Genomic DNA, 23,720 nt, shown 5'->3' on the forward strand with positions numbered 1-23,720 from the left:
CTTCAGAGTGAGTTGATGATCTGCTGCCGGAGTCCGGCGTGCGAGGCGCCGCGGTCCCGCGGCGCCGGTACGGGCATCACCGCGCCGGTGCCGAGCAGGGCGACGCGGTCACCGAGGAACAGCGCCTCGTCCACGTCGTGCGTGACGAAGACGACGGTCGCGCCGCTGCCCGCGAGGACCTCCACGAGCAGGTCCTGCATCTCCGCGCGGGTCTGGGCGTCCAGCGCGCCGAAGGGCTCGTCCATGAGGACGGCCCGGGGGCGGGCGGCGAGTGCGCGGGCCAGCTGGACGCGCTGGCGCTGCCCGCCCGAGAGCTGGTGCGGGAGCTTGTGCGCGTGCCCGGCCAGACCCACGCGCTCCAGCCACTCCCCGGCGGCACGGCGCCGCGCGGCCCGGGCGTTCCCGCGGATGGCGAGCGGGAGTTCGACGTTGGCCCGGACCGTGCGCCAGGGGAGCAGGGCGTCGTCCTGGAAGACCAGCGCCCGGTCGGCGTCCGGGCCGCGCACCGGGGCGCCGTCCTGTTCCACCGCGCCGTCGAGCGGCGGCAGCAGCCCCGCGAGGGTGCGCAGCAGCGTGGACTTGCCGCAGCCGGACGGGCCCACGACGGCGAGCACCTCCCCGGGCTCGACCGTCAGGTCGACCCCGTCGAGCACCGCGTTGCCGCGGTGCCCGAGCCGTACACCGCGCAGCGCGAGCCGCGCCCCGGACGGCGCGGCGTGCGCCGCAGCGCCGGTTGCGCTGCCGGCATCTGCCTGGGTCAGGCTCATCGGGTCACCTCTCGGGTCCGCTCGGGGGAGGTCTCGGGTCCGGAACCCGGGCCGGCCGCTACGGCCGCACCGGCCGGCGCGGCGTGGTCGGGTGTACGGGACGGGCGCCGCGGGCCCCGCCCCGTACGGCTCCGGGCTGCGGCGGAGGACGGCACCGGGCCGGAGGCGTCGCGCGAGGGCAGCCAGCGCGTCAGGCGGCGGCCGGCCCGCTCCACCGCCGTGGACGTCAGCCAGCCCAGCGCACCGATGGTGACCATGCCGACGAAGACCCCCGGGTAGTCGACCACCGTGTAGTCCTGCCAGGTCCGGTAGCCGACCCCGTACTCACCGGAGATCATCTCCGCCGAGATCACGCAGATCCACGAGACGCCGATGCCGACCGACAGCCCGCCGAAGATGCCCGGCAGGGCGCCCGGCAGGACCACCGAGAACAGCACCCGCCCCCGGCCGCCGCCCATCGTCAGGACGGCCTCCTCCCACACCGGCGTCAGCGCCCGCACCGCGTGCCGCGTCGAGACCAGCACCGGGAAGAACGCGGCGGCGAAGGTGATGAAGACGATCCCCTGCTCGTTCGAGGGGAACAGCAGGATCGCCACCGGTACCAGCGCGATGGCCGGGATCGGCCGCAGCACCTCCAGCAGTGGGCCCAGCAGGTCCTCCGCGATCCGGGACCGGGCGATCGCCGTGCCCCCCGCGATCCCGAGGACGGCGGCGAGGGCGAAGCCCGACACGATCCGGCGCAGGCTGAACCCGAGGTCCTGCCAGTACGCGCCCTCCCGCGCCCGCTGCCAGGACGTCGAGGCCACCTCGTCCACCGTCGGGAACTGCTCGAAGCGCAGCCACAGGTTCACGTCCAGCGAGGTCAGCCCCTGCCACACCAGGAGGGCCGCGCCGAGCGAAGCCGCCCGCAGCGCCCAGCGGCCGGTCGTCATGACGCCAGGGCCCCGGCCTCGGCGAAGTCCACGATCCGCGCCCCCGACCCCTTGTGGGCGTCGACGTACGCCTTCGCGCCCGCCGGGGTGACGAAGGCCCGCAGCTCCGGCCCCTCGGCCACCCACACGGCCTTGTCCGCGAACCACAGGGTCCCGGTCACCGCGTCCGGCACGTACGCGGCCCGGACGTCCGCGCCGCGCGCCGCCTTCAGCAGCTCGCGCGGGGAGTCGAAGCCCTGGGTACGGGTCTGGCCCTTCAGCCACAGCTCGGAGCGGGCGGCCGCCGCCGTCGGGTACGGCTGCGTACCCTCCGAAGCCCGCTTGAGGGGCTCCGGGTCCACGAAGGCGTCCACGTCGACGTCGGAGACCAGCTTGGCGTCCTTCAGCACCGGCACGTCCTGCTTCAGCGCGTCGATCAGCTCCGGGCGCAGGGCCGGGTCGAAGGTGGCGATGCCGTTCGCCCCGTTGTAGAGGTACACCACCTCCGCGGGCAGCCCCGTCTCCTTCGCCACCGACTCGGCCGCTGCCACGGGCTCCGTGCGCAGGTGGTCGGTGGCCTTGCGCTGCGCCCGCAGGAAGTCCTCCAGCACCCCGGCCCGCTCCCGGGCGAACTTCTCCCGGACCGTGACCCCGTGGAAGGTCGGCAGGTTCAGCTCGGCGCCGTCGTACAGGGCCTTCGCCCGGCCCTCGTAGGCCAGCTGTCCCGGCCAGGCCACGAACTGCGAGAGGGCGTCCACGCTGCCCGCCTGGAGCGCCGAAGCGCCCACGCTGGGCTGTTGGTTGAGCTTCTCGATGCCGCTCGCCGGGTCGATCCCGGCGCGCTGCAGGGCCCGTACGAGCGTCCCGTCGGCGGCGGAGCCGACGCTGGTCGACACCTTCTTCCCGCGCAGGTCCGCCAGCGACTCCAGCTTCGAACCGGGGGCGGTGACCACGGTGTTGAGGCCGCCGCGCAGGTTGTAGCCGGTCACGGCGACGAGTCTGGTGGGCTGCTTCAGCTCCTTGCCGCGGGCGGCGTTGATGAGGAGCGGGAAGTCGCCCATTGAACCGATGTCTATCTTCCCCGCGGTCATCTGCGCGGTGATCGGGGCGCCGGTGGCGTAGTCCTGCCAGTCCACCTTGTACGTGACGCCGTCCTTCCTGCCCCGCGCCGCGAGCTCCTGCTCGAAGTAGCCGAGGGAGCGCAGCAGGGTGCCGGCGGTGACGGTGTTGATGGTCTTGGACTGGTAGCCGACGGTCACGGTGACCGTCTTCGGGCCGGACGCGCCTTCGGCGTTGCCGCCGCAGGCCGTGACGAGCGGGGCGAGGAGCAGGGCGAGCGCGAGTGGCGCGACTGCCTTCGTACGCATGGGAGGGGGACCTTTCACCGGAGCAGGTAGGGCATGTTGACGGTGACCGCGCCGGTGGGACAGCGGGCGGCGCAGGGGCCGCAGTACCAGCACTCGTCCACGTGCATGTAGGCCTTGCCGTCGTCCTCGCGGATCGCGAGCGAGTCGAGCGGACACATGTCGACGCAGAGGGTGCAGCCGTCGATGCACAGGGACTCGTCGATGGTCACGGGCACGTCGCCGCGCTGGGGGACCAGAGGCATGGCTGTCTCCAGGAAGGTGGGTACGCGAGGGCTGCGCAGGGGGTCAGAGCGAGCGGCGCAGCAGGCCGCTCATGGTGATCCGGTCGCCGCGGAAGCGGATGAACTCCAGGTCCACGGGCCGCCCGTCGCCCAGATGGGTGAGCCGCTCCAGCATCAGGACGGCGGCCCCCCGCGGGGCCTGGAGGACGGCGGCGGAGTGCGCGTCGGCGTTGACGGCTTCGAGGGTGATCTCGGCGTGGCCGAGGGGCTGCCCGGTCTGCTGCTCCAGCAGCCGGAAGACGTCGGTGTTCTCCAGGTCGCAGCCCAGCAGCGCGGAGCCGATGTCCAGGGGGATGTAGGTGAGGTCGAGGGAGAGCGGCAGCCCGCCGAGGCGCCGCAGCCGCTCGATGTAGAGCACGTCCGTGTGCTCTGGCAGGCCCAGGCGGTGGGCGACGGGGGCGGGCGCCGGCACCGGGCCCACGGTGCGGACCTCGTTGGTGACGGTGCCGTGCTCGTGCAGGGTCTCGGCGAGCCCCTGCAGGCGGTCGAGGCCGTGCGGGTACTTCTCGGCGACGACGACGGTGCCGACGCCGGGCTGCCGTTCCACGAGGCGTTCGCCGCGCAGCAGGTCGAGGGCCTGGCGGACGGTGTTGCGGCTGGCCCGGTAGTCGGCGGCGAGGGTGTTCTCCAGGGGGAGGACCCCGGTGGGGAAGGCTCCCGAGAGGATCTGGTGGCGCAGCAGGTCGGCGAGCTGGCGCGCCTGGTCCGCGCGCAGTCGCCGCCGCCGCGCGGCGTGGTCGAGGCTGCGTTCGGCTGGCATGGCACGGAACATACCGACGGGCCGCGGGCCGTGGTGTTGCAGCAGTATTGCGCCACTGGGGGACTTTTGGGCACCCCCGGTGACCTGCGGTTTCGGCGGGGCGGCGGAAAGATCCGCCACCCCGCCGACCGAGGGGTGGACTACGCGGCGCCCACGATGCGGCCAATGACCTCGCCGAGGCCGACGCGCGTGCCGTCCGGGCCCGGGGCCCAGGCGGTGAGGGTGACGGTGTCCCCGTCCTCCAGGAAGGTGCGCTTGCCGTCGGCGAGCTCGATGGCGTCGCGGCCGTTCCAGGTGAGCTCCAGCAGCGAGCCGCGCTGGCCGACCTCGGGGCCGCTGACGGTGCCCGAGCCGAAGACGTCGCCGGTGCGCAGGGAGGCGCCGTTGACGGTCATGTGCGCGAGCTGCTGGGCGGCCGTCCAGTACATCGTCGAGAACGGCGGCTGCGCCACCTCCTGGCCGTTGATGGAGACCGTGATGTGCAGGTCGAAGCCGCCGGGGCGGTCGACGGCGGCGTCGTCCAGGTAGGGCAGGAGCGGGAAGTCCCGGGCGGGCGGGGTGACGCGGGCGGCGTCCAGGGCCTCCAGGGGGGTGACCCAGGCCGAGACGGAGGTTGCGAAGGACTTGCCGAGGAAGGGGCCGAGCGGCACGTACTCCCAGGCCTGGATGTCCCGCGCAGACCAGTCGTTGAGCAGGAACAGTCCGAAGACGTGGTCCTCGAACGCGCCCAGCGGCACCGGGCGGCCCAGCTCGGACGGGGCGCCGACGACGAAGCCGACCTCGGCCTCGATGTCGAGCTTGACGGACGGGCCGAAGACGGGCGCCGGGTCGGTGGGCGCCTTGCGCTGCCCGGAGGGGCGTACGACGTCGGTCCCGGAGACCACGATGGTGCCGGAACGGCCGTGGTAACCGATCGGCAGGTGCTTCCAGTTGGGCGTCAGCGCGTCACCGTCCGGGCGGAACATCCTGCCCACGTTGGTGGCGTGGTGCTCGCTCGCGTAGAAGTCGACGTAGTCGGCGACCTCGTACGGCAGGTGCAGCGTGACCTCGTCCAGCGGCAGCAGGTGCGGCTCGACCGTGGGGCGGTGGCCCGGGTCGGTCACCCAGGCGGTCAGCGCACGGCGCACGTCGCGCCAGGTGGTGCGCCCGGCGGCCAGCAGCGGGTTGAGGGAGGACCGGCCGAGCAGCCCGGCGTACGGGGAGCCGAGCGCGACCGCGGCCGCCCCGGCGTCCAGCACGTGCCCGCCGATGCGCACGCCGATCCGGCGGCGTTCCTCACCGGCGGTCGAGAAGACGCCGTAGGGGAGGTTGTGCGGCCCGAACGGGTCGCCCTCGGGGACATCGAGGGGGCTCTGCTGGGGCATGGGGTACTGCCTCGCTTTCGACGCGGTCCGGGGGTGTCCCGGGGGCTGGTTGACACGTTACGTGGCTGAAGGGGCGCGTGGGAGGCCGGATTCGCGCTCTATTTGTAGGACTTGTCCACTGGGGTCCGTATCCTTGGCGCCGTGACTTCCGCGCCGCTTCCGGCCCTCCCTTATGACTTGATCGCCACAGACCTGGACGGGACTCTGCTGAGTTCCGGGGACAGCGTCTCAGCCCGTTCCACTGCGGCGCTCGCGGCGGCCCGCGCGGCCGGCGCCCGGCACATCATCGTCACCGGCCGCCCCGTCCCCCAGGTCCGCCACGTCCTCGCCGGACTGGGCTACACGGGGCTCGCGGTGTGCGCGCAGGGCGCGCAGGTGTACGACGCGGCGCACGGCCGACTGCTGCACTCCGTCTCCATGGACCGGGAGCTGGCGGAGGTCGCCCTCGGCAAGATCGAGGCGGAGGTCGGCGAGGTCTACGCGGCGGTCAACCAGGAGGGCCTGGACGCGGAGATGCTGATGGGGCCGGGCTACCGGATGTGGCACCCGCACCTGCCGACCGTGCGGGTGGCCCGGCGGTCGGGTCTGTGGTCGGCGCCGATCAGCAAGGTGCTGCTCCAGCACCCGGAGCTCGACGACGACGAGCTGACGCGGGTGGCACGGTCGGTGGTCGGCGACCTGGTGAACGTCACGATGGCGGGTGAGTACACCGTGGAGCTGCAGCCGCTGGGGGTCGACAAGGCCTACGGCCTCGCCCGGGCCGCGGCCGTACTGGGCGCGTCCCCGGCCGCGACGATCGCCTTCGGGGACATGCCGAACGACATCCCGATGTTCGCGTGGGCCGCCCACGGGGTGGCCATGGCCAACTCCCACCCCGAGCTGGTCGCGGTGGCCGACGAGGTGACGCTGTCCAACGCGGCCGACGGCATCGCGGTGGTCCTGGAGCGGCTGTTCGGCTGACCGCCGGCCGCGGGGGCGCCTCCCCCGGGGCCGTCCGCCGGGCCGGGGGCGGGTGCGGCGCGATCAGCCCGCCGCGCGCGGGAGGCGGCGCTCCCAGGTGCGGTGGAAGACCACCTCGTCGCCCTCCCGGCACACCACCTCGTTCGACGTCATGAAGCCGCCCTCGTCGCAGGTGATCTCCGAGCGCGTCTCCACCCGCGCGTCCCACCCCAGTTCCGGCCGGTGGAGCCGGATCCGCCACTGCGAGCGGGTCCGGGCCGACAAGGGGTCCCCGTCCTGGATCTCGTACACCTCCGTCGCGTCCTCGCCGTATTCCAGGCCGTCCGGGTAGACGCGGGTGCCGCCGTAGCGCGGGTCCACCTCCAGCCGCCAGGTCCCGCGCGCGACGTCCCGGACGACGAGGCGCTCCGGGCGCGGCTCGTCCAGGGTGGCCGGGTAGGAGACGCCGAGCGGCTCCGACTGCTCCGGGGCGTCGAAGACGATCCCGTCGTCCCCGGCCGGGGAGGCAGCCCGCACCGGCAGGGTCACCGAGCTGCCCGCCGGGTCCAGCGTCCAGCCGGCCTCCGATCCGGCCCGCGGCCAGATCCACGGCCAGTACGCGGAGGACACCGCGAGGCGGATCCGGTGCCCCGGCGGGAAGGCGTGGCCGATGCCGTTCAGCTCGAAGGTGACGTCCTCGTACGAGCCCACCGGCCACGGGACGGCCCGGTCGCGCCCCTGGCGGGCGGAGAGGTTCAGCGCGCCCCGCGTGACCAGCGTCGAGGACCCGTCCGGGGCGACGTCGCACAGCCGGGCCACGACCTGCCCGTACGGCACGTCGAGCCGCAGCCGCAGGGTCACCGACGGCCGGCCCAGGATCTCCACCGGTTCCCCGCCGCCCACCGGGAACTCGAAGCAGGCCGACTTCGCGTCCTCCTCCCGCTGGTCGGGCGGCAGGTCGGCGTCGTTGCCGAAGGGGAAGAAGCGGCCCGCGTCCAGCCCGGTGTGCTGCGGGGAGGCGACGGCCACCGGCGCGCCCTGGAACACGTACGCGACGGGGATCACGGACGGCGAGGGCCAGGCCCTCTCGCCGACCCAGCGGCCCGGCAGCTCCTCGTACACGGTCGCCGGCGGATGCGCCTCGCTGATCCAGGCGCGGAGCAGCGGCTCGTCCATCACCCCGTTGTCGGCGCCCTTCAGCCAGTGGTCCCACCAGCGCAGGGTCTCCTGGAGGAAGCCGATCGCGGGTCCCGGCGGCAGTCCGCGGTCCGGGTACTGGTGCGACCAGGGGCCGATCAGGCCCCGTACGCGGCCCTTCGGCAGGTGCTCGACCAGCCGCAGCACGGTGTCCCGGTACGGGTCGTGCCAGCCGCCGACGGCGAGCACGGCCGCGCCGATCGCCCCGTAGTCCTCGCAGACGCTGCCGTGGCGCCAGTAGGCGTCGCGGGTCTGGTGCGAGAGCCAGGTGTGGATCAGCGGTTCCACCGCCTGCAGCCGGTCCAGCCACTGGGCGCGCCAGCCGTCGCCGGCGTACCGCGGGTCCGGCGGCCGGGAGGCGAAGGCCAGCATGGTCGCGGCCCGGGCGTGCATGTCCACGGCGAGCACCGAGCCGCCCATGTAGTGCACGTCGTTGTCGTAGCGGTCGTCCGTGGAGCAGACGGTGACGACGGCCTTCAGCGGTTCGGGGGCGAGGGCGGCGATCTGGAGGGAGTTGAACCCGCCCCAGGAGATCCCGAACATCCCCACCGATCCCGTGCACCACTGCTGTGCCGCCAGCCACTCCACCACCGCGACCCCGTCGGCGAGCTCGCGGGCGTCGTACTCGTCGCCGGGCAGGCCGCCGCTGCACCCGTGCCCGCGCACGTCCACCCGTACGGAGGCGTAGCCGTGCCCGGCGTACCAGGGATGGCGCTGCCAGTCGCGCGGCGCGGTCCAGTCGGTGAGCCGGTACGGGAGGTACTCCAGCAGGGCCGGGACGGGCTCGTCGGTCACCGGGCGCCAGATCCGGGCGTACAGCTCCACTCCGTCGGGGAGCGGGATCCGGACATCCTCGTGGGTGGATCCGTACGGGAACTCGGTGCGGATGATCATCGGTTCTGCCACCAATCGCCTCGGCCGGAGCCTCAGTGGACGGGGTGCATCGTGCGCCGCAGCCACGGCGCCCGTGCGATCACGGTCAGGCCGGCCGCCCCGGCGACCGCGCCGTCGACGCCGAAGTGCACGGGGTCCGGGACGTGGCCGCAGAGCGGTCCACCGTCAACCAGCCGACGACCGCCGGAAGAGTGGCGAGCGCGGTGGCCGCGAGCAGCCCGCCGGTGGTCCACCGTCCGGCGCGGAACCCGGCGTCGGGTGCGAGGGCGTACTCGGCGGAGTGCAAGGGCCTGCATGCCGAGGACGGAGAAGCACTCCCGGACCTCCGGCCCGGAGAGGGTGGCGAGGCCGCGCGGACGGCCGCGGAAAGGCGTGGTCGTCCTGGGGCGGCGGCCGGCCGGCGCCGGATCCCGGGATTCGTCCGTCTCGGTCGCAGTTCTGGGCAAAACATACTCTCCGGTTGTTTCGGCTGCTACCGAACATACCGGGGCTCATCGGGCAGTGTGGGGAAGGTGGCCGGGAAGGCCCTCTCGGTGATCGAAAACAGACCCGATACGCTGGCTTGAGTGATGGCAGCGACACATCGACAATCCATGTGATCGTCAGCGTGATCGTCAGCAGACAGGAGTACCCCTCGTGACCGTCGTCGGGCCGTTCGGACTGAGCGTGCGGGACCAGGCTCTTGAGACCGATGTCCAGGCCGGACTGGCCGCCGTCGAGGCGGGTCTGCTGGAAGCCACCAAGAGCGAAGTCCCCTTCATCACCGAGGCCGCACAGCACCTGGTCCGGGCCGGCGGCAAGCGGTTCCGGCCGCTGCTGGTCATGCTCGCGTCCCGTTTCGGCGACCCCTACGCGCCCGGGATCGTCCCGTCCGCCGTGGTGGTCGAGCTCACCCACCTGGCGACCCTCTACCACGACGACGTCATGGACGAGGCGGACGTGCGCCGGGGCGTGGAGAGCGCCAACGCCCGCTGGGGCAACTCGGTGGCCGTCCTCACGGGGGACTTCCTCTTCGCCCGCGCCTCGCACATCCTGGCCGACCTCGGACCCGAGGCCGTACGCATCCAGGCGGAGGCCTTCGAGCGGCTCGTGACGGGCCAGATCCTGGAGACGGCCGGTCCGCGCGACGGCCGCGACCCCGTCGCCCACTACCTCGACGTCATCGCCGGCAAGACCGGCTCGCTGATCGCGGTCTCCGGCCGCTTCGGCGCGCTGATGTCCGGCGCCGACGAGTCCGTCGTCGACATCCTGACCCAGTACGGGGAGCGGCTCGGCACCGCCTTCCAGCTCGCCGACGACGTCCTCGACATCGCCTCCGACGCACACGAGTCCGGCAAGACCCCGGGCACCGACCTGCGCGAGGGCATCCCGACACTGCCCGTCCTGCGCCTGCGCGAGATGGCCGCGCGGGACGGGCGTCCGGAGGACCTGGAGCTCGTCGCGCTGCTGGACGGCGACCTGACGGACGACGCCCGTCACGCCGAGGTGCTCACCCGGCTGCGGGCGCACCCCGCCCTGGAGCAGGCCCGCCGCGACACCATCCGGTACGCGGAGGACGCGCGGGCCACGCTCGCGCCGCTCCCGGAGTGTTTTGCGAAGGCGGCTCTGGAGGAGCTGTGCGACGCGGTGGTGCACCGCGCCGGCTGACGCGTCCCACGGGCGGCCGCGCCCGACGGCACCGGACGGGCCCTCCGCCCGCCGACCCCTACGGGTCGGGGGTGGGGGGCCCGTTCCGTGTCATCCCACGGTCGTACGTCCAGTTGCTTCCGGGGACTGACGCCCCGACGCCGCCGATTTGGTCAGATGGAGTCATCAACCCCACCAGATCGGGTGAGCGCGGCGACACGCGGATCGCCGCAGTCGACACAGAGGGCAGGGCACTGACATGGCAGCGAACACGAAGACTTCTCGCAAGGTCGCCCGGTACGCCGTACCGGTGGCGGTGGCGGGTGTTGCCGCGGCGACCGTGGCGATGGTCCCGGCCTTCGCCAACGCCGGCGGACCCGACCTGCCCAAGGTGACGGCGCAGCAGCTGATCGAGAAGATCGCGGCCTCGGACGTGGAGCAGCTGTCGGGCACGGCGAAGATCAGCACCGACCTGGGCCTGCCGAAGATCGCATCCGGGCTGCTCGGCGGCGGTGGGGTCACGGGCGGCTCCGCCAACCCGGAGGACAAGGTCGCGCAGCTCGCGAACGGCACGCACACCCTCCGGGTCGCGGCCGACGGCGAGGACCGCCAGAAGCTCACCTTCCTGGACGGCAAGGACGAGTACAGCCTCATCCACAACGGCGACGACGTGTGGGGCTACGACTCCAAGTCGAACGAGGTCTTCCACGAGAAGGCGTCCCCGTCGGACAAGGCGGCCGGCAAGGGCGCGGGCAAGGAGCACAGGACCGGCGACCGGCTGAACGCCTCCCCCCAGAAGCTGGCCGAGGAGGTCCTCGCGGCCGCCGGTCCCACCACGGACGTCAGCGTCGGCGAGACCGCGCAGGTGGCCGGGCGCGACGCCTACCAGCTGGTGCTCAAGCCCAAGCAGGCCGGCTCCACGGTCGGATCGGTACAGATCGCGGTGGACGCCAAGAACGGCGTGCCGCTGCGCGTGCAGCTGCTCTCGGCCCAGGGCGGCAAGCCGATCGTGGACGCCGGATTCACCAAGGTGGACTTCGCCAGGCCGGCCGCCGACACCTTCGCCTTCACCCCGCCCAAGGGCGCCAAGGTGACCGAGGGCGCGGACGGACACGGCAAGGGCGACAAGGACGGCGCGTTCAAGGCGCTGGAGTCCTTCCCGGGCCTGGACGGGCTGGCCGGCGGTCCGGGCGGCAAGGGCGACGTGAAGGTCCTCGGCGAGGGCTGGGCGACGATCGCGCGGATCGACTCGGGTGCGGGCAAGGGCCTCAAGGACCTGGAGAACGACAAGAACACGCCGAAGGAGGCCCAGCAGTTCCTCGACTCCCTCGGGGACAAGGTCAAGGGCGGCTTCGGCGAGGGCCGGGTCATGTCGACCCGCCTGTTCAACGTCCTGGTCACCGACGACGGCAAGGTCTACGCCGGCGCCGTCACCAAGGACGCGCTGGTGAAGGCGGCCGACGCCAACAAGTAGCCACTGCGGTGGCGGGTGCCGCACGGGTGGGCGGGGACTGTGTCCCTGCCCACCCTTGCGGCTTTACCGCTGCCTGTACAGCGCGTCCGCTGTACGGTGTTGGGCATGTCGAGACACGTCACCATCCGCCTGGACGAAGAGTTCCACGAGCGCCTCAAGGCGCGCGCGGCGGCACTGGGAACGACGGTCACCGCGCTGATCACAGAGGTCACGGAGCGCGAACTCGACGAGGACCGGAAGAACTTCCTCTCCGGCATCGAGGAGTTCGCCGATCACTGGGGCTACTTCCAGGAGCGGTTCGGCAATTGAAGATCACCATGGAGTGGGCCTGGACCGCTCTGGCCCACCATCTCCCGTCAGATCCCGCGGTGTGGGATCCCTCCGGGGTGGCCGCCGCGGTCGCCCGGCACCAGAACGACCTGGTCCTGGTGCCAGAACAGCCCGCCCCGGACACCGCGTGGCGGGCCGCCGCGTTTCTGCACACCCTCGCGGTCTGCCCGGCCCTGGAATCACCGATGAACGAGTTCTACGCGGCCGCCGCGACCCGTTCGTACCTGCGCGTGGCCGGAGCCACGAAGCTGCCCTCGCCGGAGGAGCTCGGCGATCTGGTCGAGGCGGCGAAGCTGGGCCTCGCGGACGTCGCGGCCGTGGCCGAGGAACTGCGGGCCCGGATGAAGGAGCCGCTGGAGACCTCGTCCCAGGGCCGCGCCGAGGAAGGCTGAGCCCCGGCACGGTCCGGGAGGGACCGTGCCGGGGACCCGAGCGGAGGACGGACCGCCGTCGCCTAGAAGGTGATCTTCCAGCTGTTGATGTAGCCGACGTCCTGCGCGGCGGAGTCCTTCACCCGGAGGTTCCAGACCCCGTTCGCGACCTCGCTGGAGGCGTTGACGGTGTACGACCCCACGATGTTGTCGGCGCTGCCGCCGGAGCGGTTGTGCAGGTTGTAGACCGTGCCGTCCGGGGCCACCAGGTCGACCACCAGGTCACCGCGGTAGGTGTGGACGATGTTCACGTCCACCTTGGTGGTGGCCGGCGCGTTGCCCGCGACGCCCGAGACCGTGATCGGCGAGCTGACCGCGGCGGCGGGGGAGTCCGGGATGTTCACGTCCGTCGTGTTCTCGAAGGACGGACCCGGCGGGACCGGGGTGGAGGCGCCCAGGTTCCAGATCGCGTAGGCGATGGCGTCCGCGTTGCGGTCCAGGGCGGTGTCGTTGATGTTCGCGGTGTTGTCGCAGGAGGAGTGGTAGCAGCGGTCGAAGGACTGGCCGGCCGTGCCGCCCCACTTCTGCGCCTGCGCCGAGGACTTGGTGTTGCTGGCCCCGGTGAACAGGCCGCCGACCGGTATGCCCACGTTCTTGAAGGAGGCGTGGTCCGAGCGGCCGTCGCCCTCGGTCTCGATCTCGGTCGGGACGCCGATGCCCGCGTAGTAGTTCTTGAAGGTCTGCTCGATCGTCGGGTCGTCGTCGTAGACGAAGTAGCCCGGGTTCGGCGAGCCGATCATGTCGAAGTTCAGGTACCCGGCGAACTTGGCCCGCTCGGCCGTCGGCAGGTTGTTGACGTAGTACTTCGACCCGATCAGGCCCAGCTCCTCCGCGCCCCACCAGCCGAAGCGCAGGTGCTTGGTGGGCTGCAGCCCGGCCCGGGAGACGGCGAGGGCGGTCTCCAGGACGGCAGCGCTGCCGGAGCCGTTGTCGTTGATGCCCGCACCCGAGGTGACGGAGTCGAGGTGCGCTCCGGCCATCAGGACCGAGTTCGGGTCGCCGCCCGGCCAGTCGGCGATCAGGTTGTAGCCGGTGGCGCCGCTGGAGGTGAAGGTCTGCAGCGTCGTGGTGAAGCCCGCCGCGTCGAGCTTGGCCTTCACGTAGTCGATCGAGGCCTTGTAGCCGGCCCGGCCGTGGGCGCGGTTGCCGCCGTTGTTGGCGGCGATCGTCGAGAGCTGCGACAGGTGGGCCTTGACGTTGGCCAGCGGGATGTCGGGCGGGGTCGGCGCCGCGGCGACCGCCGTGGGGGCGGCGAGTGCGGCGGGGGCGGCGGAGGCGAACAGGCCGGCGACCGCGAACGCGGTCACGGCAGCGAGGCGCCGGGAGACGGACAGGCTCATGTGGGGGCTCCGGGATTCCGCTGGGGATATGACGGAACGAGCGAGATAGAGCTGGTGAGCGTTAGTGCGTCAGTGCGAGCCTGATGGTCAGCGAGGATATGACTGTCCGTCAAGACCATAATTCGGTCAGGGCAGTTCGGAAAACGGACGATCCCCGGTACGGAGGGTCCGTACCGGGGATCGTGGGGTTCGGGGCGTTTGCTGGTGCGCGCTCCGCGGAGCGGTCGTTACGCGGGTTCGCGGGCCGGTGCCGGAGCGACCGCCGGGACCGCCTCCAGCCGGGCGCGGGAGCGCCGCGCCGTCCGCAGGGCGTCCCAGGTCAGGATCGCCAGGGCCGCCCAGACCAGGGAGAAGCCGGCCCAGCGCTCGGGCGGCATGGCCTCGTGGAAGTACAGGACGCCGAGCCCGAACTGGAACACCGGTGCCATGTACTGGAGCAGTCCGAGGGTGGACAGCGGGACCCGGATGGCGGCCGCCCCGAAGAACACCAGCGGTATCGCCGTGACCAGGCCGGTCGCGGCCAGCAGCAGCGCGTGGCCGACGCCCTGCGAGGCGAAGCTCGACCGGCCCTGCGCGCCCAGCCACAGCAGGTAGCCGAGGGCCGGCAGGAACAGCATGGCCGTTTCGGCGGCCAGCGACTCCAGCCCGCCCATGTTGAGCTTCTTCTTGATCAGCCCGTACGTCGCGAAGGAGCAGGCCAGGACCAGCGAGATCCACGGCGGCCGCCCGTAGCCGACGGCGAGCACGAGGACGGCGAGGAAGCTGAGGCCGACGGCCACCCACTGTGCGCGCCGCAGCCGCTCACCCAGCACCAGCACGCCCATCGCGATGCTGACCAGCGGGTTGATGAAGTACCCGAGGCTGGACTCGACGACGTGGCCGTTGTTGACCGACCAGATGTAGAGGCCCCAGTTCACGCTGATCACCGACGCGGCCAGCGCGGTCAGGCCCAGCTTGCGCGGTTGGCGCAGCAGCTCCCGTATCCAGCCCCAGCGGCGGACGGCGAGCAGGGCCAGCCCGACCACGGCCAGGGACCACGTCATGCGGTGGGCCAGGATCTCGACCGCCCCGGCGGGCATCAGCAGTGGCCAGAAGAGGGGGACCAGCCCCCACATCCCGTAGGCGCCGAATCCGTAGAGCAAACCCGCGCGCTGCTCGTTCTGTGCCTTCACGGGGCCTCCTGTGCGACTTCCAGCCAACTTCACGACGGTATCGCCGCGCGGCCCAGATGTCATGCCCGTCATTGCGAGATACTCATGACATCTTCCGGGGTCGTGTGTCCGCCCGGGTCAGGAGCCGGCGCCGTCAGGCCAGCGCGGCGCCGATCGCCTCGGCGACCGGGGTCGTCGGCCGCCCGATCAGCCGGGCCAGGTCCCCGCTGGTGCCCGCCAGCCGGCCGCGCGCGATCGCCGCGTCCACGTCGACGATGATCGCCGCGAAGGCCTCGGGCACCCCGGCGTCCGTCAGGATCCGCAGGTGTTCGCCGGCCGGCACCTCGGTGTACGCGATCTCCCTGCCGCTCCGCGCGGACACCTCGGCCGAGTACTCCGCGAGGCTCCACGCGGTGTCGCCGGAGAGCTCGTAGACGCGGTTCAGGTGGCCGTCGCCGGTCAGCACCTCGGCCGCCGCTGCCGCGTAGTCGGCGCGCGCCGCGGAGGCGATCCGGCCCCCGCCCGCGCTGCCCACGACCGCCCCGTGCCCGAGGACGGCCGGCAGCTCGCGGGTGTAGTTCTCGTGGTACCAGCCGTTGCGCAGGAAGGTGTACGGGAGCCCGGAGGCGAGGACGGCCCGCTCGGTGGCGGTGTGCTCGGCGGCCAGCTCGAAGTCCGCCTCCGGGCCGCCCAGGATGCCGGTGTAGGCGAGCTGGGCCACGCCCGCCGCCTTCGCGGCGTCGATCACGGCGGTGTGCTGTGCGACGCGCCGCCCGATCTCGTTGCCGGAGATCAGCAGCACCCGGTCGCCGGGCCGGAAGGCGCCCTCAAGGGCCGCAGGGTCGTCGTAGTCGGCGACGCGCACCTCTACCCCGCGGGCGGCCAGGTCGGCGGCCTTCCGTGCGTCGCGGACGACGACGGCGACGCGGCCGGCGGGGACCCGGTCCAGCAGTTCCCCGACGACGAGACGGCCGAGTGCTCCGGTGGCTGCGGTGACGACGATGCTCATGGCTGGTTCTCCCTCTTGGTCGGCAGCACCAGCCTACGGTAAGCGCTAACTTTTTGAAAGCGCTGTGGTGGGGTGAGTGAACGCCGAAGCCCGGGCCCCGTGCGGGGCCCGGGCTTCCGGTGGCCGTGGCGTACGTGCGGGTCAGCCGACGACGGTCCAGGTGTCGTTGCCGTTCAGCAGCGCCCCGAGGTCGCCCTTGCCGCTGCGGTCGATGGCCGCGTCGAGCTGGTCGGCCATGAGCGTGTCGTAGACGGGCCGTTCGACGCTGCGGAAGACGCCGATCGGGGTCCGGTGGAGGGTGTCCGGGTCGGCGAGGCGGGAGAGTGCGAACGCCGTGGTGGGGCTGGCGGTGCGGGCGTCGTGGACCAGGACCCGGCCTTCGTTGGCGGGGGTCACGTCGACGACCTCCAGGTCCCCGGTGGCCTCGTTGCGCACGACGCCCTTCTCGTCGTCCGCGCCGAACCGGATCGGCCGGCCGTGCTCCAGCCTGATCACCGCCTCGCGGGCCTGGTCCTTGTCCTTGAGGACCTCGAAGGCGCCGTCGTTGAAGATGTTGCAGTTCTGGTAGATCTCGATGAGCGCCGTGCCCTGGTGGTCGGCCGCCTGGCGCAGCACCTCGGTGAGGTGCTTGCGGTCGGAGTCGACGGTGCGGGCGACGAAGGAGGCCTCCGCGCCGATCGCCAGTGACACCGGGTTGAAGGGCGCGTCGAGCGACCCCATCGGCGTCGACTTGGTGATCTTGCCGACCTCGGAGGTGGGCGAGTACTGGCCCTTGGTCAGCCCGTAGATCCGATTGTTGAAGAGCAGGATCTTCAGGTTGACGTTGCGGCGCAGGGCGTGGATGAGGTGGTTGCCGCCGATGGACAGCGCGTCGCCGTCACCCGTGACGACCCACACCGACAGGTCGCGGCGGGAGGTGGCCAGCCCCGTCGCGATCGCGGGGGCCCGCCCGTGGATCGAGTGCATCCCGTACGTGTTCATGTAGTACGGGAAACGGGAGGAGCATCCGATGCCGGAGACGAAGACGATGTTCTCCTTCGCCAGTCCGAGCTCCGGCATGAAGCCCTGCACGGCGGCGAGCACGGCGTAATCGCCGCAGCCCGGGCACCAGCGGACCTCCTGGTCCGACTTGAAGTCCTTCATCGACTGCTTGCTCTCGGCCTTGGGTACCAGCGAGAGCAGGGTCCGCGCCCCGTCGGTCGCCTCCGTCACCTCAGTCATCGATGGCCTCCTTGAGAACCTTGGCGAGCTGCTCGGCCTTGAACGGCATTCCGTTGACCTGGTTGTACGACCGGGCGTCCACCAGGTATTTCGCCCGGATCAGGGTGGCGAGCTGCCCGAGGTTCATCTCCGGCACCACTACCTTCTCGTAACGCCGGAGGGCCTCGCCGAGATTCCTCGGGAACGGGTTGAGATGGCGCAGATGGGCCTGCGCGACGGGGATCCCGGCGGCCCGGAGCCGGCGGACCGCCGCGGTGATGGGGCCGTAGGTGGAGCCCCAGCCGAGGACCAGGGTGGAGGCGCCGTCCGGGTCGTCGACGGCGAGGTCGGGCACCTCGATGCCGTCGATCTTGGCCTGGCGGGTGCGGACCATGAGGTCGTGGTTGGCCGGGTCGTAGGAGATGTTGCCCGTGCCGTCCTGCTTCTCGATGCCGCCGATGCGGTGTTCGAGGCCGGGGGTGCCGGGGACCGCCCAAGGCCGGGCCAGGGTCTCCGGATCCCGCTTGTACGGCCAGAAGACCTCCGTGCCGTCGGCGAGGGCGTGGTTGGGGTCCGTGGCGAACTTGACCTTGAGGTCGGGCAGGTCCGCGACGTCCGGGATCCGCCACGGCTCCGAGCCGTTGGCGAGATAGCCGTCGGAGAGCAGGAAGACCGGCGTCCGGTAGGTCAGCGCGATGCGTGCGGCGTCGAGGGCGGCGTCGAAGCAGTCCGCCGGGGTCCTCGGCGCCACGATCGGGACGGGCGCCTCGCCGTTGCGGCCGTACATGGCCTGCAGCAGGTCCGCCTGCTCCGTCTTGGTCGGCAGGCCGGTGGAGGGGCCGCCGCGCTGGATGTCCACGATCAGCAGCGGGAGTTCCAGCGACACCGCCAGCCCGATCGTCTCCGACTTGAGCGCCACACCCGGCCCGGAGGTGGTGGTGACCCCGAGCGCCCCGCCGAAGGCCGCGCCGAGCGCCGCCCCGATGCCGGCGATCTCGTCCTCGGCCTGGAAGGTCCGCACCCCGAAGTTCTTGTGCTTCGACAGCTCGTGCAGGATGTCCGAGGCCGGGGTGATCGGGTAGGAGCCCAGGTAGAGGGGCAGATCGGCCTGCTGGCTCGCGGCGATCAGGCCGTAGGAGAGGGCAAGGTTCCCGGAGATGTTGCGGTAGGTGCCGGTGGGGAAGGCCTGGGTCGCGGGCGCGACCTCGTAGGAGACCGCGAAGTCCTCCGTCGTCTCCCCGAAGTTCCAACCGGCCCGGAAGGCCACGATGTTCGCCTCGGCGATCTCGGGCTTCTTCGCGAACTTCTGCCGCAGGAAGCTCTCCGTGGCCTCGGTGGGCCGGTGGTACATCCACGACAGCAGGCCCAGCGCGAACATGTTCTTGCTGCGCTCGGCCTCCTTGCGGGAGAGCCCGAAATCCTTCAGCGCCTCCACCGTGAGGGTGGTCAGCGGCACCGGGTGCAGGTTGTAGGCGGCCAGCGAGCCGTCCTCCAGCGGCGAGGTCTCGTACCCGACCTTGGCCATGGGGCGCTTGGTGAACTCGTCCGTGTTGACGATGATCTCCGCGCCGCGCGGCACGTCGGCGATGTTCGCCTTCAGGGCCGCGGGGTTCATCGCCACCAGCACGTTCGGGGCGTCGCCCGGCGTGAGGATGTCGTGGTCGGCGAAGTGGAGCTGGAAGGAGGAGACGCCCGGCAGGGTGCCGGCGGGGGCGCGGATCTCGGCCGGGAAGTTCGGCAGCGTCGACAGGTCGTTCCCGAACGTCGCGGTCTCCGAGGTGAACCGGTCACCGGTGAGCTGCATACCGTCACCGGAGTCACCCGCGAACCGGATGATCACCCGATCGAGACGTCGTACTTCCTTGCCGTCCGGAGTCCCCGGAGCGCGCTGTCCACCGACAACCGCACCCCCGGCCCCGTCGGCCTGTTCGGCTGGGCTGCTGACCTGGCTGGTCACTGAACTGGACCTCCTTCGAGGCGTGAGCACCCCCATAACCCACCCTACGACGGTAGGGATCAGGCCCCCAGGAGCGACCACATTCTGGACCGTAGGACCGCCCTTCGAGACGGCCCGACCGGTATGCCATATCTGACAGAGTGTCAGTCGATCAAGATTTCAGGTAGGTGAGGACGGCCAGTACGCGCCGGTGATCCCCGTCACTCGGCGACAGGCCCAATTTCATGAAGATGTTGCTGACGTGCTTCTCGACCGCTCCGTCGCTCACGACCAGCTGCTTCGCCACGGCGGAATTGGTGCGTCCTTCGGCCATCAGCCCGAGCACCTCGCGCTCGCGCGGCGTCAGGCCCGCCAGCACGTCCTGCTTCCGGCTCCGCCCGAGCAGCTGGGCGACGACCTCGGGGTCCAGGGCGGTGCCGCCCCGGGCCACGCGGACCACCGCGTCCAGGAACTCCCGGACCTCGGCCACCCGGTCCTTGAGCAGATACCCCACACCGGTACTGGAACCGGCCAGGAGCTCGGTGGCGTACTGCTCCTCCACGTACTGCGACAGCACGAGCACGCCTATCCCGGGGTGATCGCGCCGCAGCCGCACGGCGGCCCGCACCCCCTCGTCGGTGTGCGTCGGTGGCATCCGCACGTCCGCCACCACCACGTCGGGCAACGCGTCCTCGGCGGCGAGGTCCGCCACCGTCTTGATCAGGGCTTCCGCGTCCCCGACGCCCGCCACGACGTCATGCCCCCGGTCGGTCAGCAACCGGGTCAGGCCCTCGCGCAGCAGCACTGAATCCTCGGCGATGACCACCCGCACCCTGTCTTCCACGATTCAGCAGCTCCCGCATCCACTCGTTCCCGTACTGCCCGACTCAGCCAAGCATCCCAGCCTTGAGTCCCGCTGAAGGCAGAGCCGGAACAACACGTGGGCGTACGGGGGGAGTTTTCGCATGCGGAGCGCACCATGCCGCTCCCGGGGCCCCGCAGTCCGCGGCGCCCGCTCCTCGGGAGCCTGCACGGCGGGAAGCGGCGCCGCCGCTTTCAGCCGCGCCGGGGGGCGGGGCGCCGCATCGAGACCCGGCTCCTCCGCCCGGCTCCTCCGGGAGGGTCCGCGGCCGTACTCGGCCCCACCCGGGGGCGCCTCCCGGCGGGTGGCCGGGGGAGAGTTCGCGGCGCCGGGTCCGGGGGTCCGTGGGTCCGGGGTGGCGCCGTGCTCGATCCCCACCCGGAGGCACCTTCCGGCGGTGGCCGGGGGTGTCCGGGGCGAAGTCCCGGGAGGCAGCGGCGAGCCAGGCACACGAGAGGGCCCCCGCCCACCCGGACGGGAGCCCCCACCGCTGTGCACCGGCGTCACGCCGGACCGGCGTCACGCCGGACCGGCGTCACCCCGCATCGACGTCCCGCTGTCGCGGGCCTACGCCCGCCACGGCAGCTCGGCGGTGACCGTCGTCCCGCCCCCCTCGGGGGAGTCGACGACCAGCACCCCGTCCACGGCGTCCAGCCGCTCGGTGAGCCCCGCCAGCCCGCCCCTGCCGCCCGCATCCGCGCCGCCGCGCCCGTCGTCGGCGACCTGCAGCAGCAGCCGCCCCCCGGACTTCCACACGTCCACCGAGGCCGACCGGGCCGCCGAGTGCTTGCTGATGTTCTGCAGCAGCTCCGAGACCGTGAAGTACGCGATCCCCTCGATGGCCGCGGCGGGCCGGGCCGGGAGGTCCACGGCCACCCGTACCGGCACGGCGCACCGCGACGCCACCGAGGACAGCGCCGCGTCCAGCCCGCGGTCCGTCAGCACCGCCGGGTGGATTCCCCGGGCCAGGTCCCGCAGCTCCTGGAGGGCGATCTTCACCTCGCCGTGCGCCTCGTCCACCATGCGGGCGGCGGCCCGCGGGTCCTCGCCGAGCTTCTCCTTCGCCATCCCCAGGTCCATCGCGAGCGCCACGAGCCGGGCCTGTGCGCCGTCGTGCAGATCCCGTTCGATGCGCCGCAGGTCGGCGGCGGCGGTGTCCACGACGACCCCGCGGTCGGACTCCAGCTCGGTGACCCGGTGGTCCAGCCGGGACGCTCCGAGCAGCCCGCCGACCATGACCCGGTCGACGGTGGTCAGGGCCCGGATCACCCACGGGGTGGCGAGGGTGAAGGCCAGCCCGACGAGGCAGGTGAGGGCGATCTCCGCGGGGGAGTCGAGGTAGAAGCTGTAGTCGTCGTTCTGGAAGAGCTGGAGACCCGGCTGGTCGGTGTAGGCCGGGAAGACCCAGAACCACACCGGGTACAGCAGGTACGCCCAACCCGCCGCCCAGAACGTCAGTGCCAGGCAGAAACCGAACACCGCCCACGGGAAGTGGATCACGGAGTACAGCACGTGCCGCCAGGCACTCCCGCTGCGGAGCACCGCACCCACGGCGGCCAGGGGTCCGCTCTTCTTCGCCCGGATCGGCGCGGGCCCGCCGATGTCCGCCCCGAGCAGCGCGCGTACCCGGGCCCGCTCCAGCTGCCCGAACCCGCGGCACATGGCCAGGACGCCCGCCAGGACCGGGACGCCGAGGAAGGTCACCAGCAGCCCCGCGCCGAGGCTCAGGCCGGTGATCACGAGCGAGAAGTACACCGTGCTCAGCGGCAGCCCGACCAACAGGTACGCGAACTCCCGCCAGGTCCGCCCCGCCACCGGGGCCCACAGCACCGCACCGATGCCGCCCCGCCGCCCGCCCTTGCCGTCGTCCATCTCCGACCCGCCCTTCCGCTCCTCGACCACACCCCAACCTTCCGCCCCGCCCCCACCCCCGGACCATGCAGCAGGTCGGCCTCTCCTCCCGGGGGTTAACCCCACCAAACCCAGCCCCGCCGGCGTGTGAGGGCGCGGGGTCCACGGGCGGCGCTGCCCCGGTCCCCCTCGGCCGGCGTCCGCGGCCCGGGCCGTCAGGGCGTCCGCCGTACCCAGCGCCGCCGGGGCCGGATCCTCCGGGCCTGCGTCGGCACATCCAGCCCGCCGGCGTGTGAGGGCGCGGGGTCCATGGGCCGCGCTGCCCCGTTCCCCCTCGGCCGGCGTCCGCGGCCCGGGCCGTCAGGGCGGCCGCCGTACCCAGCGCCGCCGGGGCCGGATCCTCCGGGCCTGCGCCGGCACATCCAGCCCCGCCGGAGTTTGAGGCGGGGCCCGGGCGGCGCCCGGGAAGCGGCGCCGCGCGGACAGGCGCACGGGACCCCGCCCACCCCCGACGGGAGTCCCGCGGCCCCGGACAGACCAGCGGGACCCCCGCCCACCCCGGACGGGAGTCCCGCGTCATCGAACGGCCACGGCCACGGCCAGTGGCTAGGGCCACGGCCACGGCTACGGCCAGCTGGTACCGCTATGGCCAGTGCCAGTGGCCAGTGGCCATAGCCAGGGCCACGGCCCCGGCCGGCGCGGCCGCGGCCTCAGCCCCGGTCACGCCACGGCAGCTCCGCCGTCACCACCGTCCCCTCCCCCTCGGGGGAGTCCACCACCAGCAGCCCGTCCACCGCGTCCAGCCGCTCCGCCAGCCCCGCCAGCCCGCTTCCGCCGGACGGGTCCGCCCCGCCCCGTCCGTCGTCGGACACCCGCAGCATCAGCCGGGCACCCGCCCGCCACACCTCCACGGTCGCGCCCCGCGCTGCCGTCCCCGCATGCTTGCTCACGTTCTGCAACAGCTCGGACACCACGAAGTACGCGATCCCCTCGATCGCCTCCGCCGGCCTGGCCTCCTGCCCCGCCGGCAGGTCCACGACCACCTTCACCGGCACCACGCACCGCGCCGCCACCGACGACAGCGCCGCGTCCAGCCCCCGGTCGGTCAGCACGGCCGGGTGGATCCCCCGGGCCAGGTCCCGCAGCTCCTGCAGCGCCAGCTTCACTTCCCCGTGGGCCTCGTCGACCATCGCCGCCGCGCCCTCGGGGTCCTCCAGCAGCTTCTCCTTCGCCAGGCCCAGCCCCATCGCCAGCGCCACCAACCGCGCCTGTGCCCCGTCGTGCAGGTCCCGCTCGATGCGCCGCAGGTCCGCCGCCGCGGTGTCGACCACCACGCCCCGGTCGGACTCCAGCTCCGCGATCCGCCGCTCCAGGTCGTCGGAGGGCGACAGCAGCCCCCGTACCATCGCGCGGTCCACGTTCGCCAGGAGCCGCACCAAATACGGCAGCACCGGCCACAGCACGAACAGCCCGGTCAGGACTACCGTGAAGGTGAGCACCGCCCAGGGCAGCCGGATCAGCTGGTAGAGCACGGTCCGCCAGCCGACCGGATCCTTGATGCTCGTCCACAGCCAGGGGAAGAATCCGCCGGACCGCCGCGGCCCGGGGATCGGGGTCGGCTCCTCCACCCGGACGCCCAGCAGCAACCGTGCGCGGGCGCGCTCCAGCCGTCCCCATTGCCGAGACAGAAAGAGACCGACCGCAAGCAAAGGAAGTCCGATCGCGGTCACGGAAAGACCGCCCGCGGTGGAAACCATGACAACCGCGTAAACGAAGCCGAGGATCGCCTCCGGCAGATTGGTCACCAGATGGGCGATTTCCTTCCACGTGACGGCGCTGAATACGGGCCGTACGCGGGGAGGCGCGTCGTCGTCGGCGATGGCAAGGCTCGTGGTCATGCGCCACAGCCTGTCAAGCGCGGCTCGCTGATGCCATGGGGTGGCCGGGGTGCTGTGAACGGGGGATAACCCCACCCCCTGTGAGGCAGGCCCTAGACTCCCGTCCGTACCAGATCGTCGACAGTGACCGAG

20 protein-coding genes are annotated in these 23,720 nt (G+C 72.3%); 5 read left to right on the forward strand and 15 right to left on the reverse strand.

Annotation, left to right across the window (positions count from 1 at the left end):
* Window positions 1–2: 2 nt before the first annotated feature.
* The 6 genes from IH80_RS0108385 to fahA form a co-directional block, all read right to left on the reverse strand.
* A complete protein-coding gene (locus tag IH80_RS0108385) occupies window positions 3–767 on the reverse strand; it encodes an ABC transporter ATP-binding protein (RefSeq protein ID WP_030958935.1) in 765 nt (254 codons plus the stop codon).
* Window positions 764–1,699 carry an ABC transporter permease gene (locus tag IH80_RS0108390; RefSeq protein WP_051808962.1) on the reverse strand — a complete coding sequence of 312 codons (936 nt, stop codon included), beginning with the start codon at window positions 1,697–1,699 and terminating at the stop codon, window positions 764–766. Before IH80_RS0108390 ends, IH80_RS0108385 begins: the two co-directional genes overlap by 4 nt.
* Window positions 1,696–3,045 (reverse strand): ABC transporter substrate-binding protein, encoded by a 1,350-nt coding sequence (locus IH80_RS0108395; RefSeq protein ID WP_030958938.1) that lies wholly within the window; start codon window positions 3,043–3,045, stop codon window positions 1,696–1,698. Before IH80_RS0108395 ends, IH80_RS0108390 begins: the two co-directional genes overlap by 4 nt.
* Before the next feature lie 14 nt (window positions 3,046–3,059).
* On the reverse strand, window positions 3,060–3,287 hold the full coding sequence (locus IH80_RS0108400) for a 4Fe-4S dicluster domain-containing protein (RefSeq protein ID WP_030831630.1): 228 nt from the start codon (window positions 3,285–3,287) through the stop codon (window positions 3,060–3,062).
* Window positions 3,288–3,330: 43 nt separating this feature from the next.
* Complete coding sequence (locus IH80_RS0108405; protein WP_030958939.1) at window positions 3,331–4,086, reverse strand: GntR family transcriptional regulator; 756 nt, start codon at window positions 4,084–4,086, stop codon at window positions 3,331–3,333.
* 140 nt (window positions 4,087–4,226) lie between these two features.
* Window positions 4,227–5,450 carry a fumarylacetoacetase gene (gene fahA / locus IH80_RS0108410; RefSeq protein ID WP_030958940.1) on the reverse strand — a complete coding sequence of 408 codons (1,224 nt, stop codon included), beginning with the start codon at window positions 5,448–5,450 and terminating at the stop codon, window positions 4,227–4,229.
* Between the two features lie 141 nt (window positions 5,451–5,591).
* Here fahA and IH80_RS0108415 point away from each other — a divergent pair, with 141 nt between their 5' ends.
* Window positions 5,592–6,410 (forward strand): HAD family hydrolase, encoded by an 819-nt coding sequence (locus IH80_RS0108415; protein WP_030958942.1) that lies wholly within the window; start codon window positions 5,592–5,594, stop codon window positions 6,408–6,410.
* Window positions 6,411–6,473: 63 nt separating this feature from the next.
* Here the strand turns inward: IH80_RS0108415 and IH80_RS0108420 are convergent, their stop codons facing one another.
* Window positions 6,474–8,480 carry a CocE/NonD family hydrolase gene (locus tag IH80_RS0108420; RefSeq protein ID WP_030958944.1) on the reverse strand — a complete coding sequence of 669 codons (2,007 nt, stop codon included), beginning with the start codon at window positions 8,478–8,480 and terminating at the stop codon, window positions 6,474–6,476.
* Window positions 8,481–9,116: 636 nt separating this feature from the next.
* Between IH80_RS0108420 and IH80_RS0108430 the strand changes: the two genes are divergently transcribed.
* From IH80_RS0108430 to IH80_RS0108445, 4 genes are all read left to right on the forward strand, one after another.
* Window positions 9,117–10,127 (forward strand): polyprenyl synthetase family protein, encoded by a 1,011-nt coding sequence (locus IH80_RS0108430; protein WP_030831648.1) that lies wholly within the window; start codon window positions 9,117–9,119, stop codon window positions 10,125–10,127.
* A gap of 238 nt (window positions 10,128–10,365) precedes the next feature.
* Window positions 10,366–11,580 (forward strand): LolA family protein, encoded by a 1,215-nt coding sequence (locus tag IH80_RS0108435; protein ID WP_030958945.1) that lies wholly within the window; start codon window positions 10,366–10,368, stop codon window positions 11,578–11,580.
* A gap of 105 nt (window positions 11,581–11,685) precedes the next feature.
* Window positions 11,686–11,889 carry a ribbon-helix-helix domain-containing protein gene (locus tag IH80_RS0108440; protein ID WP_225884906.1) on the forward strand — a complete coding sequence of 68 codons (204 nt, stop codon included), beginning with the start codon at window positions 11,686–11,688 and terminating at the stop codon, window positions 11,887–11,889.
* The gene (locus IH80_RS0108445) at window positions 11,886–12,302 is read left to right on the forward strand and encodes a hypothetical protein (RefSeq protein ID WP_030958948.1); all 417 of its coding nucleotides are present in this window, start codon (window positions 11,886–11,888) and stop codon (window positions 12,300–12,302) included. Before IH80_RS0108440 ends, IH80_RS0108445 begins: the two co-directional genes overlap by 4 nt.
* A 62-nt stretch (window positions 12,303–12,364) precedes the next feature.
* Here IH80_RS0108445 and IH80_RS0108450 read toward each other — a convergent pair whose 3' ends face one another.
* The 8 genes from IH80_RS0108450 to IH80_RS0108485 all read right to left on the reverse strand — a co-directional run bounded on the left by IH80_RS0108450 (window position 12,365) and on the right by IH80_RS0108485 (window position 23,588).
* Window positions 12,365–13,681, reverse strand: coding sequence for a M28 family metallopeptidase (locus tag IH80_RS0108450; protein WP_030958950.1), 1,317 nt, complete (start codon window positions 13,679–13,681; stop codon window positions 12,365–12,367).
* A 227-nt stretch (window positions 13,682–13,908) separates the two neighbouring features.
* A complete protein-coding gene (rarD, locus tag IH80_RS0108455) occupies window positions 13,909–14,853 on the reverse strand; it encodes an EamA family transporter RarD (protein WP_030958951.1) in 945 nt (314 codons plus the stop codon).
* Window positions 14,854–14,986: 133 nt separating this feature from the next.
* The gene (locus tag IH80_RS0108460) at window positions 14,987–15,841 is read right to left on the reverse strand and encodes an SDR family oxidoreductase (RefSeq protein ID WP_030958952.1); all 855 of its coding nucleotides are present in this window, start codon (window positions 15,839–15,841) and stop codon (window positions 14,987–14,989) included.
* 141 nt (window positions 15,842–15,982) lie between these two features.
* Entirely contained in the window at window positions 15,983–17,062 is a 1,080-nt protein-coding gene (locus IH80_RS0108465) for a 2-oxoacid:ferredoxin oxidoreductase subunit beta (RefSeq protein WP_030958953.1), read from the reverse strand.
* Window positions 17,055–18,998, reverse strand: a complete 1,944-nt coding sequence (locus IH80_RS0108470) for a 2-oxoacid:acceptor oxidoreductase subunit alpha (protein WP_030958955.1) — start codon at window positions 18,996–18,998, stop codon at window positions 17,055–17,057. The genes IH80_RS0108465 and IH80_RS0108470 overlap by 8 nt, the downstream gene beginning before the upstream one ends.
* Before the next feature lie 151 nt (window positions 18,999–19,149).
* Window positions 19,150–19,809 (reverse strand): response regulator transcription factor, encoded by a 660-nt coding sequence (locus tag IH80_RS0108475; protein ID WP_030653505.1) that lies wholly within the window; start codon window positions 19,807–19,809, stop codon window positions 19,150–19,152.
* Between the two features lie 597 nt (window positions 19,810–20,406).
* Window positions 20,407–21,711 (reverse strand): sensor histidine kinase, encoded by a 1,305-nt coding sequence (locus tag IH80_RS0108480; protein WP_030958957.1) that lies wholly within the window; start codon window positions 21,709–21,711, stop codon window positions 20,407–20,409.
* Between the two features lie 689 nt (window positions 21,712–22,400).
* Entirely contained in the window at window positions 22,401–23,588 is a 1,188-nt protein-coding gene (locus tag IH80_RS0108485; protein ID WP_030958958.1) for a sensor histidine kinase, read from the reverse strand.
* Window positions 23,589–23,720 lie beyond the last annotated feature (132 nt).

This window comes from Streptomyces sp. NRRL S-378 (assembly GCF_000720645.1).
In the GTDB taxonomy this organism is placed as follows: Bacteria; Actinomycetota; Actinomycetes; order Streptomycetales; family Streptomycetaceae; genus Streptomyces.

What these genes read in the sequence shown, in the direction of transcription:
- IH80_RS0108385 (WP_030958935.1), bottom strand. Translation starts at nt 767, where the DNA reads ATGAGCCTGACCCAGGCAGATGCCGGCAGCGCAACCGGCGCTGCGGCG.
- IH80_RS0108390 (WP_051808962.1), bottom strand. Translation starts at nt 1,699, where the DNA reads ATGACGACCGGCCGCTGGGCGCTGCGGGCGGCTTCGCTCGGCGCGGCC.
- IH80_RS0108395 (WP_030958938.1), bottom strand. Translation starts at nt 3,045, where the DNA reads ATGCGTACGAAGGCAGTCGCGCCACTCGCGCTCGCCCTGCTCCTCGCC.
- IH80_RS0108400 (WP_030831630.1), bottom strand. Translation starts at nt 3,287, where the DNA reads ATGCCTCTGGTCCCCCAGCGCGGCGACGTGCCCGTGACCATCGACGAG.
- IH80_RS0108405 (WP_030958939.1), bottom strand. Translation starts at nt 4,086, where the DNA reads ATGCCAGCCGAACGCAGCCTCGACCACGCCGCGCGGCGGCGGCGACTG.
- fahA (WP_030958940.1), bottom strand. Translation starts at nt 5,450, where the DNA reads ATGCCCCAGCAGAGCCCCCTCGATGTCCCCGAGGGCGACCCGTTCGGG.
- IH80_RS0108420 (WP_030958944.1), bottom strand. Translation starts at nt 8,480, where the DNA reads ATGATCATCCGCACCGAGTTCCCGTACGGATCCACCCACGAGGATGTC.
- IH80_RS0108435 (WP_030958945.1), top strand. Translation starts at nt 10,366, where the DNA reads ATGGCAGCGAACACGAAGACTTCTCGCAAGGTCGCCCGGTACGCCGTA.
- IH80_RS0108440 (WP_225884906.1), top strand. Translation starts at nt 11,686, where the DNA reads ATGTCGAGACACGTCACCATCCGCCTGGACGAAGAGTTCCACGAGCGC.
- IH80_RS0108450 (WP_030958950.1), bottom strand. Translation starts at nt 13,681, where the DNA reads ATGAGCCTGTCCGTCTCCCGGCGCCTCGCTGCCGTGACCGCGTTCGCG.
- IH80_RS0108460 (WP_030958952.1), bottom strand. Translation starts at nt 15,841, where the DNA reads ATGAGCATCGTCGTCACCGCAGCCACCGGAGCACTCGGCCGTCTCGTC.
- IH80_RS0108465 (WP_030958953.1), bottom strand. Translation starts at nt 17,062, where the DNA reads ATGACTGAGGTGACGGAGGCGACCGACGGGGCGCGGACCCTGCTCTCG.
- IH80_RS0108480 (WP_030958957.1), bottom strand. Translation starts at nt 21,711, where the DNA reads ATGGACGACGGCAAGGGCGGGCGGCGGGGCGGCATCGGTGCGGTGCTG.
- IH80_RS0108485 (WP_030958958.1), bottom strand. Translation starts at nt 23,588, where the DNA reads ATGACCACGAGCCTTGCCATCGCCGACGACGACGCGCCTCCCCGCGTA.